The following is a 14,957-nucleotide window of genomic DNA, read 5'->3' on the forward strand; positions in this document are numbered from 1 at the left end:
TGTGTACGAGGGATTACTTGGCGTCAGCGGCTTCGGCGGCGGCGACCTCAGCGGTCTCCTCACCGGAAGCGGCGGCGATCGCCTCGTCGTGTGCCTCTGCACCGGCCTCGTCGGCGGCGGTCTCGTCGGCAGCGGGGGTCTCGACGACCGCGGCAGCGTCATCCGCGGTGGTGACCTCGGCGGCGTCAGCGGACTCCTGGACCTCCTGTGCGGGGGCCTCGAGGAGCTCCTTCTCCCAGTCGGCGAGAGGCTCGGCGTCACCGGTCTCCGGGTTGTGCTTCTGCTGCAGACCCTCGGCCGCGGCGTCCGCGATGATGCGGGTGAGCAGCGACACCGAACGGATGGCGTCGTCGTTGCCGGGGATCGGGTACTGGAAGTCGTCCGGGTCGGCGTTCGTGTCGAGGATGCCGATCACGGGGATGCCGAGCTTCTTGGCCTCGTCGATGGCGAGGTGCTCACGCTTGGCGTCGACGACCCAGATGGCAGACGGCGTCTTCGTGAGGTTGCGGATACCACCGAGCGACTTGTGCAGCTTGTCGAGCTCGCGCTTCTTGAGAAGCAGCTCCTTCTTCGTGAAGCCGCTGTTCGCCGGGGTCTCGTAGTCGAGCTCCTCGAGCTCCTTCATACGAGCCAGACGCTTCGAGATCGTCTGGAAGTTGGTGAGGAGACCGCCGAGCCAGCGCTGGTTCACGAACGGCTGGCCGACACGCGTCGCCTGCTCCGCCAGGATCTCCTGCGCCTGCTTCTTGGTGCCGACGAAGAGGATGGTGCCGCCGTGGGCGACCGTCTCCTTGACGAAGTCGTACGCCTTGTCGATGTAGCCGAGCGACTGCTGGAGGTCGATGATGTGGATGCCGCTGCGCTCGGTGAGGATGAAGCGCTTGACCTTCGGGTTCCACCGACGGGTCTGGTGTCCGAAGTGCACGCCGCTGTCGAGCAGCTGGCGGATGGTGACCACAGCCATGGTCGTCTCCTGGTTCTGGCGCGATTCTGCGCCGTTGAGGTTGCAAGCCGACCGGATGATCGGACTCCCTGGTGCCCGGCTCACACCCGCCTGTCGGAGGACAGGACCTGTGGGAGTGGATGCCGCGAAACGAGTCGCTCTGGGCACGCGTAGTCACCTCGATCTCGAGGTGCTCCTCCAGCATACAGGATCAGACGGCCGGCTCCCCTGCACCGTGGCTTCCCCTGCACAGTGGCGTGGTGTCACGTCTTACTCCCCGGATGTGTACGCCGCACTGCGCATGGTGCACCGCGGCAGCGTCGAGCCATCAGGATGCCTTCATGCGCTTGAGATCCAGAACACGAGCCCTGCTCACCGCGACTCTTCTCGTCGTCTCGATGGTCGCCTTCGCAGTGATGCTCTCCCCCGGCGCGGCAGCGTGGTCCGACGAGCCTGACGTACCCGCCTGGAGCTGGCCGGTCACCGGACCACGCTCGGTCGTCGCGCCCTACCGCGCTCCGGCTCATCGATACGGCGCCGGGCATCGTGGCGTCGATCTCAGCGCCGCGATGGGGACGACGGTCTCGGCTCCTGCTGACGGAGTCGTCGCTTTCCGCGGGACGGTCGTGGATCGGCAGCTCATCACCATCGAGCACGCCGGCGGGCTGGTGTCGACATTCGAACCGTTGCGATCCGATCTCCTGGTCGGCGATCTCGTCGCAGAGGGTCAGAAGATCGGAGTGGTCGATGCTGGCGGGCACACACCGCCCGGCGCGATCCATCTCGGCATACGTCTCGACGGGGACTACATCAACCCGATGCTGCTCTTCGGCGATGTTCCGCGCGCAGTGCTCCTCCCCTGCTGCGAAGCCCCGTGATCGAGCTTCCGAGTCGTCGGAGTCAGGCGCGGGGATGGGCGAGCCGGTAGGTGGCCGTCAGGCGCTCGGTCGAGACGTGCGTGTAGATCTGCGTGGTGCCGAGGCTGGCATGCCCGAGTATCTCCTGCACCGCCCGCAGGTCCGCTCCGCCGTCGAGGAGGTGGGTGGCGGCGGTATGACGGAGCGCGTGCGGACCGATCGTCTCCGCGCCGACGATCGGTGCCAGGACACGCGCGACGAGTTCGTACACCGTTCGCGGGCCCACTCGCCCTCCTCTGCTTCCGAGCATCACGGCGGGGGTGAAGGTCCGTGACCTGGCGATGAGGACCGGCCTTCCTCGTCGCAGGTACGCGGAGAGCGCATCTCGTGCCGGCGCCCCGTAGGGGACGACGCGTTCCTTGTCTCCCTTGCCGACCACTCGGGCTGTGCCGCGCTCGGGGTCGAGATCGTCGACGTCCAGACCGCAGAGCTCGGAGACGCGGATACCGGACCCGTAGAGCAGCTCGAGGATGGCATGGTCTCGCAGCGCGAGCGGGTCACCCTCCGACGCTGTGGCGCGATGCGCGTCGAGGAGCTCGGACATCGCATCGCGCGAGGCGACCGTCGGCAACGTCCTCCCCTTCTTCGGCGCGACCAATCTCAGGCTCGGGTCATGCGCGGCGATCCCCTGTTCAGTTGCCCAGCCGAAGAAGGACCGTGCGGTCGCGGCGCGGCGCGCGAGAGTGGACCGCGCGTCTCCACGCTGCGTGGCGTTCCAGAGCCAGTCCCGGAGGACTTCCAGGTCGACGTCCTCGACGGCGACTCCCCCTGCAGAAGCGGCGAGGTCGCGAAGGTCGGAGCGATAGGCCTTCACCGTCGCCGGCGACAGCCGACGCACCCGCAGCAGGTGGTCGGCGAATGCGTCTGCGGCCGCCGCGATCTCCATGACCCCAGCTTGCCGCGATCGAGCTTCCTGACCGGCAGCCTCGCCGTCGGATCGGCTATCGTCTGGGCGGCGCAGCCCGGTGCCACCCCGCGCTGTCGAGTGCGACATCTCCTTCCAGGTGCAGCAGTCCGAGCACTGATCGGACGCGATCAGGGGAGAGCCCCGACCGGCGGGCGACCTCGTCGATGGAGAGGCGTGCCCGAACGGTCATGACCTCCAGGATGCGTGCGTGGTGAGGATCCCGCTCCCCCGGGCTCGTGTCGGGTCGATGACCTATCGCGCCGAACAGCTCGCGCACCTCCTGCGCCGATGTGACACACTGCGCGTCGTACTCGCGCAGCAACCGATGGCATCCCGCTGAGGACGCGGAGGTCACCGCTCCGGGGACGGCACCGAGTGGACGCCCGAGCGTCGCAGCGTGACCGGCGGTGTTCAGCGATCCACTCCTCCAGCCCGCTTCCACGACGACCGTCGCGTGTCCCAGTGCGGCGATCAGACGATTCCTCGCCAGGAACCTCCCCTTCGTGGGCGCCGTGCCGCAGGGTGGCTCGCTCACCAGTGCCCCCTCTTCGGCGATCCGCCTCAGGAGCGCCTGGTGCCCCGCCGGATAAGCACGGTCGACCCCGCCGGCGAGGAAGGCCACCGTCGCGCCCTCCACTCCGAGGGCAGCTCTATGGGCGGCTCCGTCGATCCCTACGCACCGCCCGACACGATCACCACGCCTGTGGCTGCCAGATCTCCCGCGATCTCTGAGGCCACGTGCTCGCCGTACCCCGAGGAGGCGCGCGCACCGACGATGGACACGCGAGGCTGATGGTCGAGCAGCTCCACACGACCCCGCACCCACAGTGCGGCGGGGACATGCGGTCCGAGATCGTCGAGGGCGGCGGGCCACGCCGCGTCGCCGGGAATCAGCAGCCGGACACCAGCGGCAGCGGCTCCGTGGAGCGCTGCCAGCACGGCTCGTGGTGCTGCCCGCGGGGTCCAACGTGCACGCCCGTCGGCGAGCATGCGGGATGCCGCCGCGTTCGCGCTCCCGGGAGACAGCAGCGATGACGAGTGCCCCACGGCCACGGCGAGTGCTTCCGCAGCACCGAGCTCCGCGATCAGAGCGCCGGCGACGGCATCGCCCGGCTCCGCGATCACGGTCCATGCGGCGCGTGCCATGCACTCGTCCATACTCCCACCCGGGTGGATCTGTTCCGTGAGGGCCACAGCTTCGGCGTCGCCCAGGAGCTCGTCGATCATCGCGGCAACCCCCGTCGAAGGTGCAGCGCGCGGCCGATCTCATCGGTTCCCGGCCTGTCCAGCGCAGCCAGGTCCGCCATCGTCCATGCGACCCGGAGAACGCGGTCGTAGCCGCGAAGTGTCAGCGCTCCACGCTCCAGGGCCCGATCGAGCGGCGATCGCGTCGAAGCGGGCAGCCGGAGCGCTCCCTGCCGCAGCCAGGTGCCCGGCACATCCGCATTACGACGCCATCGGGTGCTCCGCCAACGCGACGCTGCTCTCGCCCGCGCGTCCGCGACACGGTCCCGCGCCCGCTCGGTTGTCAGCTCCGCACTCGCGTCACCCATCGCCAGCGATGCGGCGACCCTCGTCACCTGGAGATCGATGTCGATGCGATCGCGGAGCGGTCCGGACAGACGGGTGGCGTAGCGTCTGATCGCCATCGGCGGGCACACGCATTCCGCACCGCGCACCCCATGATTTCCGCAGGGACAGGGATTCATCGCGAGCACGAGCTGGAATTTCGCGGGGAAGGTCGCGGTGAATCCGGCCCGATGCACAGCGATCACCCCCGACTCCAACGGCTGGCGCAGCGCATCCAGCGCGACGCGTGAGAACTCGGCCGCTTCATCGAGGAACAACACGCCGCGGTGCGCACGCGCTATCGCTCCCGGTCTCGCGGCACGGGACCCGCCACCGACCAGTGCCGCGACCGACGCGCTGTGGTGCGGGGCCTCCAGCGGAGGGAGAGAATCCAGCGCGGACACCGCTTCTCCGCTGAGCGAGCGAACGGATGCGACCTCGAGTGCCTCCTCTTCATCGAGTGCGGGCATGATGCCGGGGAGACGCCGAGCGAGCATCGTCTTTCCGGCGCCGGGAGGACCGCTCAAGAGCAAATGGTGCCCACCGGCAGCGGCGACGACGAGAGCTTCGACGGCCTCCTCCTGCCCGATCACGTCGGCGAGATCGAGGGCCTCGCGCGAGCTCCGCGTGTCGGATGCGACCTCCACGAATTCGACATCAGGCACCTCCACGTCGGCGCCGTGCCAGACGGCGACCTCCGCCAGAGACCCGGCTGCGCGTACGTCGATACCGGGCACCAGCCTCGCCTCTGCCTCGTTCCCGTATGGCACGATCGCCGTCTCGAATCCCGCTCGTGCCGCCGCGAAGACCGCGGGGAGGACACCGGGCACCGGTCGGATCCTGCCGTCGAGACCGAGTTCACCGATATGGACCGTCCGGGCGATGGAACGCGACTCGACGGCTCCGCCCGCCGCCAGACACGCCACGGCCACGCCCAGGTCGAACCCGGCGCCATGCTTCGGAAGGCTTGCGGGCGAGAGATTGACGGTGAGCCGTCGACGTGGCAGATCCAAACCGGCGTTCTTGCAGGCATTGTGCACGCGCTGGACGGCTTCGCCCAATGACTTGTCAGGAAGACCGATGATCCGGAACTCGGGCGTCTGGCTCGACATGTCGGCCTCGACCTCGACGAGGTGTCCGTCCACGCCGGTCAGTGCGACGGCCCAGGTGCGCGCGGTGCTCACGCGATGTCCACGAGATGCTCGAGCACACCGGTGGTCGGATCGGCTCCGATGATGCCGATCGCCTCGAGGCGCACGTCTCGCCCTCGCGCGACTCCCGGATGCTCTGCGATCCACGCCTGCGCCAGTTGCCAGAGCCGCCGGCGCTTGCGCGCGTCGATCGCCTCGAACGGGTGCCCGAATGCGTCCGTCCGCCGTGTCTTGACCTCCACCACGGCGAGATGATCGCCGCATACGGCGACGATGTCGATCTCACCCTGTGCGCACCGCCAGTTCCTCGCGAGCACGGTGTACCCGCTGCTCCTCAGATGTTGCGCGGCGCGGTCTTCTCCCGCTCTTCCGAGTTCATCCTTCGCTGCCATCTGCCCAGCATCACGTGGCCACGCTTCCCGGGGGCGGGGCACGGCTGCAGATTCACGGCGTCTGGGGAGAAGTCAGCTCTTCAGCGCAGTGTGGAGTGAGTCCGGGCGCATCGGCGCGAGAGTCTTCGTCACTCGCCGTCGAGCGAGAGCTCCTGCGGGAGTTCGAACTCCCTGCGCTGCAGCTCCTCGACGTTGACGTCCTTGAACGTGAGCACGCGCACAGCCTTCACGAAGCGATCGGCACGGTAGATGTCCCACACCCAGACGTCCGTCATCGAGATCTCGAAATAGAAGTCGTGCTCGGTGTCCCGGCGGACGACGTTCACGTCATTGGCCAGGTAGAACCGGCGCTCGGTCTCCACGACGTACTGGAACTGCGACACCACATCCCGATACTCCCGGAACAGTGCCAGCTCGAGTTCGCGGTCGTAGTCGTCGAAGGCTTCCTCATCCATGATGTGTCCATCCTAGAGTCGCGGGCACCGGGGAGCGTCATCGGCTGCCGGGGCGCGTCCTCGGTGCCTCTGTCAGAACAGCGTGGGAGCGTCAGCTATGGCCCACGACGCCCTGTGGTGCGGCGACAGCCCGATCGTCCGGATCGCATCGCGGTGCTCAATGCTGGCATAGCCCTTGTTGCGGTTCCACTGATACGCGGGATGCGTCTCATGAAGCTCCGCCATGTAGCCGTCCCGCGCGACCTTCGCGATGACGGAGGCCGCCGATACCGAAGCACAATCACGGTCCGCCTTGACCACGGGACGCACGTTCAGCGGAGTCGGGTGAACCTTCGACACGTAGTCGTGGTTCCCGTCGAGCAGGATAAGGGCTCCGTCGAGCACGGCACCCTGCGCAGCGACGGCCGAGACCGCGCGGGACGCGGCGAGTCCGAGCGCCCTCATGATGCCGACCTCGTCGACCTCCGCCGCACTCGCCCAACCGACCGCTGACGCCTGCACCCACGCGGCGGCACGGGCGGCCACCTCCGGCCTGCGCTTCTCCGTCACGAGCTTCGAATCACGCAATCCTTCGGGCACACGACGGCGGGCACCGGTCGCATCCATCACGGCAGCACCCACCGCGACCGGCCCCGCGAGCGCACCACGACCGACCTCGTCCAGGGAGATGATCAGTTCGCATTCACCGAGGAGCCGACGTTCCAGGGTGAGCTTCGGCGCGATGACGGTCATTCCGGATCCGGAACGCCGTTGAAGATCTCGTGGTGGCCGTCGATCGGTCCCAGCCGGTTCAACGGCCAGGTCGTGAGGAACGCCTTGCCCACGATGTTCTCCATCGGGACGAAGCCTCCGCTGGGCAGGTCCTGGTGCGCGCGGGCGTCGCGCGAGCGGTCTCTGTTGTCACCCAGCAGCCACACGGAATCCTCCGGGACCACGACATCGAACGGCTCGTTCGACGCGGCAGTGTCGCCCTGAGGGAGATTCAGGTAGCTGAGCTCGTCGATGGGCGCACCGTTGATCGTGATCTGTCCGAGCGCATTGCAGCAGACCACGTGGTCGCCAGGAAGCCCGATCACCCGTTTGACGAGATGATCCTGGGAGTCGGTGGCGGAGATGCCCACGAAGTTCAGTACCCAGTCGACGGCCTCGACCAGAGGCGGCTGTGCGGGCGTCTGCGGCTGTCCGTCCAGCCAGCCTCCCGGGTCCTTGAAGACGACGACGTCTCCGCGCTCGTAGTCGGTCCAGCGCGGAGTGAGCTCGTCGACGAGGATGCGGTCGTTGACCAGGAGCGTGCGCTCCATCGACGCGGAGGGGATGTAGAACGAACGGACCACGAAGGTCTTCACGACGAAGGAGACCAACGCGGCGATCACCACGATCACCAGCACGTCTCGAAGGAAGACCAGGAACCCGCGGCGTCGTCTGGACGTGGGCGCGGATGGGGATTCAGTCATCTGGTTCCTTCACGATCATGCGCCGGCGCGCGGCGACGATATCTAGGGTCGCACACCGGAGGGAGAACGAAGCACCCCGGGACATCGTGTCCCGGGGTGCTTCGGAGATGCGTCGACTCAGCGGTCGCGCTTCTCCTTGATCTTCGCCTTCTTGCCACGCAGCTGGCGGAGGTAGTAGAGCTTCGCGCGACGCACGTCACCGCGGGTGACGACCTCGATGTGGTCGATCACCGGGGAGTGCACCGGGAAGGTACGCTCGACGCCGACCTGGAAGCTGATCTTGCGCACGGTGAACGTCTCGCGCACGCTGTCACCCTGGCGACCGATGACGACGCCCTGGAAGACCTGGATACGAGAGCGGTTGCCCTCGGTGATGTTGACGTGCACCTTGACGGTGTCACCGGGGAAGAAGTCCGGGATGTCCGAACGGAGGGAAGCCGCGTCGACGGCGTCGAGGATCTGCATGATCGTCTCTCTCTGCACCCGCCACAGGTCGCATGCATGTATTCAAAGGAACAAGAAAAGGGTTGAACTGTACGGAGCTGACGCGTCCGCGGGCTCCCCTGTGGCAGAGCCGGTCACAGCACAAACATTCATTCTGCCACGAATGCGGTGACGGGCCAAAACGCGATGTCAGTCCCGGGTGTCCGTCTCCCGCACCACGATGACCTCGTGCGCACGCGTCGGCACGGTCGGCTCATCGACGGTGGGGATCGTGGACCAGGAGATGGTCTCGCGCAACCGCGCCCCACTTCCCCTCGCTTCGTTCCACAGCTGCCACAACTGCAGCCAGATCAGCGCGATCCCCGCGACGATAGCCCCCGTGAGCAACCACGGGAATGCGCCGTCGATGAAGAACCCGACCGCGATCGTGAGGCCGTTCCAGATCGTGAACCCGGCGACGTCCCACCACGAGACCGCTCGCTCGATGCGGACGGACGGACGGGACCGCGTCAGAAGGGTGAGGAGAAGCTGCCCGAGGAACACGGAGGGCATGGCGACGAGCAGCACCCACAGGATCGACCAGCCGCCCTGGAAGACACCCCACCCGATCAGCAGCCACAGGGGCAGCAGGAAGGCCGCCGGGAGAAGCCATCGGAAGTAGGCCTGTCGCAACCACATGCTGAGATCGTACGACGACGATCCGACGCGCGCTCCTGTGTTCGCTGAGAGCGCTCGGCCTTCCTCGGCCTCACGATCAGGGAGAATGGGAGGGACGAGAGGACAACCGATGATCGAACTGCGCACCCCCGCCGAGATCGAAGAGATGCGCGCCGCAGGGCGGTTCGTCGCCGAAACCCTGGCGACGTTGCGTGACGAGACCAAGGTCGGAACCAACCTGCTCTCGATCGATCGTCGCGCACACGACATGATCCGTCGCGCCGGCGCCGAGTCGTGCTACATCGACTATCACCCCTCGTTCGGAGCGAGTCCGTTCGGGAAGGTCATCTGCACCTCCGTCAACGACGCCGTGCTGCACGGCCTCCCCCATGACTACGTGCTCCGCGATGGCGACCTCGTCACCCTCGACTTCGCTGTCGCAGTCGACGGCTGGGTCGCCGATTCCGCCGTCTCGTTCGTCGTCGGAACAGCCAGCGACGAAGATCTCCGACTCATCGACACGACCGAGCGCGCCCTGACCGCGGCGATCGACGCCGCATCCGTCGGGAACCGCATCGGCGACATCTCCGCAGCGGTCGCCACGATCGCACACGGTGAGGGTTACTCGATCAACACCGACTTCGGCGGCCACGGCGTCGGCCGGACGATGCACGGCGATCCCCACGTCCCCAACGACGGCCGCCCCGGTCGTGGCTTCCCCCTGCGCGCCGGCCTCGTCCTCGCCTTGGAGCCCTGGCTTCTCGCCACGACCGACGAACTCGTCACAGACCCCGACGGGTGGACGCTGCGCAGCGCAGACGGGTCCCGCGGCGCGCACTCCGAGCACACGATCGCGATCACCGAGCAGGGCCCGATCATCCTGACCGACCGGTCGTTCCTCGGCGTCGACTGACCTGCCACGGTACTGATCGTCGTATCGGGTCGTGCAGACGTAGCACGCAGGCGCGGTCGGCGCTCCGGTGTGCCATCCTGAGTCCATGATTCCGTAGGATCGTCATGTGCCGGAGCGAGTGCTCCTCGCGCGTCACGGGCAGACCCAGTGGAACAGAGAGCATCGCCTGCAGGGGCGGCTTGATTCGCCCCTCACTCCCGAGGGAGTCGAACAAGCGCATGCGATCGCGGATCGGTTGACGGACGTCGACGTGCGCACGGTGTGCTCCAGTCCGCTCGGCAGGGCGGTACACACGTCGACGATCGTCGCAGAGCGCCTCGGTGCCGACGTGGTCGAGGTGCCCGAGCTCGCTGAGCTCGACCATGGCGAGCTCAGCGGCCTGACGTGGGAGGAGATCGACGCGGAGTATCCGACCGCAAGGGAAGAGCGGGCGGCCAACCGCTACGGGTGGGCCTTTCCCGGCGGGGAGAGTTACGCGCAGGCCAGAGCGCGCGCACGCAAGGCGCTCAGCAGCTGCGGATGGGTGTCACAAGGTGTCCCCCTTCTCATCAGTCACGAGATGATCGGGCGCATGCTGCGTGCGGAACTGCGAGGGTTGGATGCCTCCACCGCACTCGGGCTGAGGCACCCACACGGGGTCGTGTTCGAGATCGACGGTGCCTCCGAGCGCATGCTCTGAGAGACACGTTCCCGGTTCGAGGCCTCAGTCAGGAAGACGGCGACGTGTCGTCGAGGAGATCGGGACGGCGCGACCGTGTTCGCTCGATCTGCTGCTCGTGGCGCCACGCGGCGATCGCCGCATGGTTTCCGCTCAGCAACACGTCGGGCACCGATCGTCCCCGCCACGATGCGGGCTTGGTGTACGACGGATACTCGAGCAGACCGTCCTCGTGGGATTCCTCGACGAGGCTCTCGGGATTGCCGACGACACCAGGGATCAGCCGGCCGATCGCCTCGATCATCGCCATCGTGGCGACCTCTCCCCCGTTGAGGACGTAGTCGCCGAGACTGATCAGCCGGACATCGCCCCGCTCGGCGGCGTACTCGAACACGCGCTCGTCGATGCCCTCGTAGCGGCCGCAGCCGAAGATGAGATGTTCGCGAGTCGCCAGATCACGCGCGGTCTTCTGGGTGAACACCTCTCCGGCGGGCGACGGGAAGATGATGGTGGGACGTTCAGCGACCGTTGCGGCAGCTGCTTCGCTGATGTCATCGAGGGCGAGTCCCCAGGGCTCCGGCTTCATCACCATGCCCGCTCCGCCGCCGTAGGGGGTGTCGTCAACGGTGCGATGACGGTCCGAGGTCCAGTCGCGAAGGTCTCGGATGCGGAGATCGATGATCCCGGTCGCCTGAGCCTTTCCGAGCAGCGAGAGCGTCAGACCGTCGAAGTAGGACGGAAAGATCGAGAGGACGTCGATGCGCACGGGGACCCGTATCAGCGATCACTCGGACGCGTCGGCGTCCGCGCCTGCCTGCGGCTCGGCGTCAGTGGACTCCGGGACCTCCTCGAAGAGGCCGGGCGGCGGGGTGACGATCACGCGACCGGCCTGCACATCGACGGTGGGGACGATGGCGGAGACGAAGGGCACCATCACCTCGTCCTCGCCTGCCTTGACGATGAGGAGGTCCTGTGCGGGGAAATGCTCCACCCGAACGACCCGACCGATCACGGTGTCATCGCGGACCACCTCGAGGCCGACGAGCTGGTGATCGAACCACGCATCGTCTTCGGCCTCGTCGACATCCTGATCGATCCAGAGGATGGCACGGACGAGGCTGTCAGCCGCGTCGCGGTCCTCGACATCCTGGAAGAACACGACGGGGTTGCCGTTCATCACCCGGTACTCGCGCACCGTGATCTCCTTGCCGTGCCACGGAGATGCCTCGGGCACCTGCAACGTGAAACCGGCTCCGGGGACGAAGCGCCCCTCGGGGTTGTCTGTGTACAGCTCGAGCTTGAGTCCGCCCTTGAGCCCATGCGCCTTGACGAGACGCCCGACTCGCAGCTGGTTCTTGCCCTGGTTGCGGTCCTTCGCCACCACGTCAGTCATCCGCGACATCGACGCGGACCCGCCGCCCGTCAGCGAGTGCGCTGACGAGGGTGCGAAGGGCCTTCGCGGTGCGGCCGCCGCGCCCGATCACGCGTCCACGGTCGTCGGGGTGCACACGCACCTCGAGGAGGTCGCCTCGCGGCGATGTGGATTCGTTGATGCGGACATCTTCCGGGTGATCGACGATCCCCTTGACGATGTGTTCGAGCGCGGCGGCGAGCACGGCGGATTACTCTGCGTCTGCTGCGGGAGCCTCAGCGGCCTCCGCGTCGGCCGCGGCGGGAGCCTCCTCAGCAGGAGCCTCCGCCTTCTTCTCGGCCTTGGGCTTGACGACGGACTTCTTGGACGCGTCGATCTCGAAGGGGGCCTTCGGCTCGGCGACCTTGAGCGTGGACTTCGCGTCCTTGTCGCCCTTGAACTTGCCCCAGTCACCCGTGATCTTGAGGATGGCAGCGACCTGCTCGGTCGGCTGTGCGCCGACGGAGAGCCAGTACTGCGCACGCTCGGAGTCGACCTCGATGAACGAGGGCTCCTCGGTGGGGTGGTACTTGCCGATCTCCTCGATCACGCGACCATCGCGCTTGGTCTTCGAGTCGGCGACGACGATGCGGTAGTACGGCGCGCGGATCTTGCCCAGGCGCTTGAGACGAATCTTGACAGCCACGATTCTCCTGAATTGTGTGGAAGGAAACGAACCGGTCGCCTGGAGAGTGGGGTGCACACCCGGCGGAAGCTCTAATGAGTGTGGACTCCTGCTGGATAGAGGGTCGAGCAGGTCGTCCGACCCTCTATTCTGCCAGATCCGAGGGCCGGGCGCGAAACGTGGCGAAACCCCCGTTGCCGTGTCGCGCCTGCCGCGTGCCAGACTGTGCGGGTGAAACTCGAGTTCGCCTCTTCGGCCCGGTCCACCGTCGGTCTCGAATGGGAGATCATGCTCGCCGATCCGGTGAGCGGTGACCTCGTCGGGCGCGCCCCCGAACTGCTCGCCGCGCTCGAAGCCGAGAGTGCGGATGAGCGACACACCGTCACGGGCGAGCTGCTCACCAACACGATCGAGGTGACGAGTGGCATCGGCGACTCCGTCGCGCACGCGGTCGACGACATCGGGAACGCCATCGCGGCGGTCCGCGCGGCGACGGATCCCGCTGGCATCGAGCTGCTGTCGGCGGGAAGTCACCCGTTCGCACAGTGGTACGACCAGCAGGTGACCGACAAGTCGCGCTACCACACGCTGATCGAGCGCACCCAGTGGTGGGGGCGCAACATGATGATCTGGGGCATCCACGTGCACATCGGCGTCGAGGATCAGCGCAAGGTCTTCCCCATCATCAACGCCCTCGCGGGGTACCTCCCTCATCTGCAGTCGCTCGCCGCGTCGAGTCCCTACTGGGCGGGAGAGCGGACCGGCTACGCATCGAACCGCGCGCTCGTGTTCCAGCAGCTTCCCACCGCCGGGCTCCCCTGGCCCCTGCACGACTGGGCGCAATACGAATCGTATCTCGACGACATGGTGCGCACCGGGGTGATGGCCGATGCCACGGAGGTGCGTTGGGACATCCGTCCCGCTCCGCGCTGGGGGACCATCGAGGTGCGCGCCTGCGACGGGCTGTCGACGTTGCCCGAGCTCGCCTCGGTCGCCGCGCTCGTGCAGGTCCTGGTCGAGGACTTCTCACGTCAGCTCGACGAAGGGCGGACCCTCCCCGAGCTTCCCGCCTGGTTCCACCGCGAGAACAAGTGGAGGGCGGCACGCTACGGGCTCGACGCCCGTGTGATCGTGGATGCGACAGGCACACAGCGCCCCGTTCGCGAGCATCTGTCCGAAGCTCTCGAATCACTGGCACCGACCGCTGTCGAACTCGGATGCGGCCGGGAGTTCGGCGGCATCGCCACGATCCTGGACGGCGGTGCCAGCTACGCGCGTCAGCTCGCCGTCGCCGACGCCGCGGACGGCGACCTCGCAGCGGTCGTGCATCATCTGATCAGGGAGTTCCGTTCCGGACCCGAGTCGTCGACCGAAGAGCCGTAGCTCCCGGCACGCCTGACGGCGGACGCCGCTGTTCAGTCCTCGACGAGGCGCCTCGCGAGTCCCTCGTCCAGGACCACATCGGTGATGAGTCCGGCCGCCAGGGCGGCGCGGAGGCTCACCAGCTTCGGGATGCCGGATACGACGCACACGCGGCGTGGAACCCGACGGAGTCGATCCAGGCCGGGGCCCGTGGCGCGCGCGTTCACCCGGATGTCCCGCCACGACCCGTCGGAGCGGAAGAAGACCGTGGCGACATCGCCGATCGCATGGTCCTCGCGGAGGCTGCGATAGTCGTCACGTCCGAGGTACCCGCCCACATAGACACGGCTCGGCACCTCGGCAGCGGGCGAACCGAGGCTGAACACGGCGACATCCATCTTCGCCTGCAGATCGAGCACACGTCGCGTGCTGCGTTCACGCCACATCGCCTCGCGCGTCGCAGGATCGTCGAAGAACGCGGGCACCGGGAACTGCTGGACCTGCGCGCCGAACGCACTGCCGAATCGCTGCAGGATGTCGCTGGAGTACTCGACGCCCGTGGTCTGGGTGTTGCCTGCGCCGTTGAGCTGCACGAAGGTCGTGTTGTGGGTCTCCTTCTGGGTGAGTCCACGACTCACAGCGCTGATCGTCGACCCCCACGCGACGCCGATGACCATGTTCGAGTCGACGAATTGCGACAGCAGACGCCCTGCCGTCAGAGCCACGCGCTCGAGGCGCTCGACCTCGCTGAGGATCTCCGGCATCGGCACGACGTGCGCGGCCACTCGATGCCGATCCCGGATCCGGTGTTCGAGCATCCCGAGACGCTCGAGCGGCGAGTTGATCCTGATGTCGACCAGTCCGCTCTCCCGCGCGAAGCTCAGCAGACGTGAGACCGATGATCTCGACGTGCCGAGTTCCTTCGCGATGACCTCCATGGTCTTGTCCTGCATGTAGTAGAGCTGCGCCGCTGTGAGCGCCGCGATCAGCTTGCTGTCGCGAGATTCCGCGCTTGCACCGGCCATGACGTCCTCCTCAGCTTCGATCCTTGCACATATGTGCAGTGGGCTTGCGCGGGATGTCACACAGGTCGATGCTG

19 protein-coding genes and 1 pseudogene are annotated in these 14,957 nt (G+C 67.2%); 4 read left to right on the forward strand and 16 right to left on the reverse strand.

What is annotated here, in order from left to right; translation table 11 throughout:
* Window positions 1-13 precede the first annotated feature (13 nt).
* Window positions 14-964, reverse strand: a complete 951-nt coding sequence (gene rpsB, locus ABRP18_RS09325) for a 30S ribosomal protein S2 (RefSeq protein ID WP_046747065.1) — start codon at window positions 962-964, stop codon at window positions 14-16.
* A 320-nt stretch (window positions 965-1,284) separates the two neighbouring features.
* On the opposite strand from rpsB, the gene ABRP18_RS09330 reads away from it, so the two are divergent.
* On the forward strand, window positions 1,285-1,821 hold the full coding sequence (locus ABRP18_RS09330; protein WP_349884531.1) for a M23 family metallopeptidase: 537 nt from the start codon (window positions 1,285-1,287) through the stop codon (window positions 1,819-1,821).
* A 22-nt stretch (window positions 1,822-1,843) separates the two neighbouring features.
* On the opposite strand, the gene ABRP18_RS09335 is transcribed toward ABRP18_RS09330, so the two are convergent.
* The 10 genes and pseudogenes from ABRP18_RS09335 to ABRP18_RS09380 form a co-directional block, all read right to left on the reverse strand.
* Window positions 1,844-2,746, reverse strand: a complete 903-nt coding sequence (locus ABRP18_RS09335; RefSeq protein WP_349884532.1) for a tyrosine recombinase XerC — start codon at window positions 2,744-2,746, stop codon at window positions 1,844-1,846.
* Between the two features lie 55 nt (window positions 2,747-2,801).
* Window positions 2,802-2,957 (reverse strand): hypothetical protein, encoded by a 156-nt coding sequence (locus ABRP18_RS09340; protein ID WP_349885351.1) that lies wholly within the window; start codon window positions 2,955-2,957, stop codon window positions 2,802-2,804.
* 159 nt (window positions 2,958-3,116) lie between these two features.
* Window positions 3,117-3,994: pseudogene (locus tag ABRP18_RS09345) on the reverse strand (DNA-processing protein DprA); the annotation flags it as partial.
* Entirely contained in the window at window positions 3,991-5,520 is a 1,530-nt protein-coding gene (locus ABRP18_RS09350) for a YifB family Mg chelatase-like AAA ATPase (protein ID WP_349884533.1), read from the reverse strand. The pseudogene ABRP18_RS09345 and the gene ABRP18_RS09350, both read right to left, overlap by 4 nt.
* Window positions 5,517-5,879, reverse strand: coding sequence for a YraN family protein (locus tag ABRP18_RS09355; RefSeq protein ID WP_046747068.1), 363 nt, complete (start codon window positions 5,877-5,879; stop codon window positions 5,517-5,519). The genes ABRP18_RS09350 and ABRP18_RS09355 overlap by 4 nt, the downstream gene beginning before the upstream one ends.
* A 128-nt stretch (window positions 5,880-6,007) precedes the next feature.
* Window positions 6,008-6,334 carry a DUF2469 family protein gene (locus ABRP18_RS09360; protein WP_045265213.1) on the reverse strand — a complete coding sequence of 109 codons (327 nt, stop codon included), beginning with the start codon at window positions 6,332-6,334 and terminating at the stop codon, window positions 6,008-6,010.
* A gap of 72 nt (window positions 6,335-6,406) precedes the next feature.
* Window positions 6,407-7,066: a ribonuclease HII gene (locus ABRP18_RS09365; RefSeq protein WP_046747069.1), complete on the reverse strand. Its 660-nt coding sequence runs from the start codon at window positions 7,064-7,066 to the stop codon at window positions 6,407-6,409.
* A complete protein-coding gene (lepB, locus tag ABRP18_RS09370; protein WP_058630610.1) occupies window positions 7,063-7,788 on the reverse strand; it encodes a signal peptidase I in 726 nt (241 codons plus the stop codon). The genes ABRP18_RS09365 and lepB overlap by 4 nt, the downstream gene beginning before the upstream one ends.
* Window positions 7,789-7,905: 117 nt before the next feature.
* The gene (gene rplS, locus ABRP18_RS09375; protein ID WP_045265383.1) at window positions 7,906-8,253 is read right to left on the reverse strand and encodes a 50S ribosomal protein L19; all 348 of its coding nucleotides are present in this window, start codon (window positions 8,251-8,253) and stop codon (window positions 7,906-7,908) included.
* A gap of 168 nt (window positions 8,254-8,421) precedes the next feature.
* Window positions 8,422-8,910 (reverse strand): MFS transporter permease, encoded by a 489-nt coding sequence (locus ABRP18_RS09380; RefSeq protein ID WP_113681922.1) that lies wholly within the window; start codon window positions 8,908-8,910, stop codon window positions 8,422-8,424.
* Window positions 8,911-9,019: 109 nt separating this feature from the next.
* On the opposite strand from ABRP18_RS09380, the gene map reads away from it, so the two are divergent.
* Complete coding sequence (map, locus tag ABRP18_RS09385; RefSeq protein WP_046747071.1) at window positions 9,020-9,802, forward strand: type I methionyl aminopeptidase; 783 nt, start codon at window positions 9,020-9,022, stop codon at window positions 9,800-9,802.
* A 118-nt stretch (window positions 9,803-9,920) separates the two neighbouring features.
* Window positions 9,921-10,481: a histidine phosphatase family protein gene (locus ABRP18_RS09390; RefSeq protein WP_374168980.1), complete on the forward strand. Its 561-nt coding sequence runs from the start codon at window positions 9,921-9,923 to the stop codon at window positions 10,479-10,481.
* Window positions 10,482-10,509: 28 nt separating this feature from the next.
* Here the strand turns inward: ABRP18_RS09390 and trmD are convergent, their stop codons facing one another.
* The 4 genes from trmD to rpsP are packed head-to-tail and all read right to left on the reverse strand — an operon-like array spanning window position 10,510 to window position 12,517.
* Window positions 10,510-11,226 carry a tRNA (guanosine(37)-N1)-methyltransferase TrmD gene (gene trmD / locus ABRP18_RS09395; RefSeq protein WP_058630607.1) on the reverse strand — a complete coding sequence of 239 codons (717 nt, stop codon included), beginning with the start codon at window positions 11,224-11,226 and terminating at the stop codon, window positions 10,510-10,512.
* Between the two features lie 18 nt (window positions 11,227-11,244).
* Window positions 11,245-11,853, reverse strand: coding sequence for a ribosome maturation factor RimM (gene rimM, locus ABRP18_RS09400; protein WP_113681920.1), 609 nt, complete (start codon window positions 11,851-11,853; stop codon window positions 11,245-11,247).
* Entirely contained in the window at window positions 11,846-12,076 is a 231-nt protein-coding gene (locus ABRP18_RS09405; protein WP_017830729.1) for an RNA-binding protein, read from the reverse strand. The genes rimM and ABRP18_RS09405 overlap by 8 nt, the downstream gene beginning before the upstream one ends.
* Before the next feature lie 6 nt (window positions 12,077-12,082).
* Window positions 12,083-12,517: a 30S ribosomal protein S16 gene (rpsP, locus tag ABRP18_RS09410; RefSeq protein ID WP_046747075.1), complete on the reverse strand. Its 435-nt coding sequence runs from the start codon at window positions 12,515-12,517 to the stop codon at window positions 12,083-12,085.
* A gap of 210 nt (window positions 12,518-12,727) precedes the next feature.
* Here rpsP and ABRP18_RS09415 point away from each other — a divergent pair, with 210 nt between their 5' ends.
* A complete protein-coding gene (locus ABRP18_RS09415; RefSeq protein ID WP_046747076.1) occupies window positions 12,728-13,879 on the forward strand; it encodes a glutamate--cysteine ligase in 1,152 nt (383 codons plus the stop codon).
* 32 nt (window positions 13,880-13,911) lie between these two features.
* On the opposite strand, the gene ABRP18_RS09420 is transcribed toward ABRP18_RS09415, so the two are convergent.
* Window positions 13,912-14,883, reverse strand: a complete 972-nt coding sequence (locus ABRP18_RS09420; protein ID WP_021200458.1) for a sugar-binding transcriptional regulator — start codon at window positions 14,881-14,883, stop codon at window positions 13,912-13,914.
* Between the last annotated feature and the right edge of the window lie 74 nt (window positions 14,884-14,957).

This window comes from Microbacterium sp. WHRI 7836 (assembly GCF_040223885.2).
Lineage (GTDB): Bacteria > Actinomycetota > Actinomycetes > Actinomycetales > Microbacteriaceae > Microbacterium > Microbacterium oxydans.

Excerpts from the sequence above, each read along its gene's own strand:
- rpsB (WP_046747065.1), bottom strand. The coding sequence starts at position 964 with ATGGCTGTGGTCACCATCCGCCAGCTGCTCGACAGCGGCGTGCACTTC.
- ABRP18_RS09330 (WP_349884531.1), top strand. The coding sequence starts at position 1,285 with ATGCGCTTGAGATCCAGAACACGAGCCCTGCTCACCGCGACTCTTCTC.
- ABRP18_RS09335 (WP_349884532.1), bottom strand. The coding sequence starts at position 2,746 with ATGGAGATCGCGGCGGCCGCAGACGCATTCGCCGACCACCTGCTGCGG.
- ABRP18_RS09340 (WP_349885351.1), bottom strand. The coding sequence starts at position 2,957 with ATGACCGTTCGGGCACGCCTCTCCATCGACGAGGTCGCCCGCCGGTCG.
- ABRP18_RS09355 (WP_046747068.1), bottom strand. The coding sequence starts at position 5,879 with ATGGCAGCGAAGGATGAACTCGGAAGAGCGGGAGAAGACCGCGCCGCG.
- ABRP18_RS09360 (WP_045265213.1), bottom strand. The coding sequence starts at position 6,334 with ATGGATGAGGAAGCCTTCGACGACTACGACCGCGAACTCGAGCTGGCA.
- ABRP18_RS09365 (WP_046747069.1), bottom strand. The coding sequence starts at position 7,066 with ATGACCGTCATCGCGCCGAAGCTCACCCTGGAACGTCGGCTCCTCGGT.
- lepB (WP_058630610.1), bottom strand. The coding sequence starts at position 7,788 with ATGACTGAATCCCCATCCGCGCCCACGTCCAGACGACGCCGCGGGTTC.
- rplS (WP_045265383.1), bottom strand. The coding sequence starts at position 8,253 with ATGCAGATCCTCGACGCCGTCGACGCGGCTTCCCTCCGTTCGGACATC.
- ABRP18_RS09380 (WP_113681922.1), bottom strand. The coding sequence starts at position 8,910 with ATGTGGTTGCGACAGGCCTACTTCCGATGGCTTCTCCCGGCGGCCTTC.
- map (WP_046747071.1), top strand. The coding sequence starts at position 9,020 with ATGATCGAACTGCGCACCCCCGCCGAGATCGAAGAGATGCGCGCCGCA.
- rimM (WP_113681920.1), bottom strand. The coding sequence starts at position 11,853 with ATGACTGACGTGGTGGCGAAGGACCGCAACCAGGGCAAGAACCAGCTG.
- ABRP18_RS09420 (WP_021200458.1), bottom strand. The coding sequence starts at position 14,883 with ATGGCCGGTGCAAGCGCGGAATCTCGCGACAGCAAGCTGATCGCGGCG.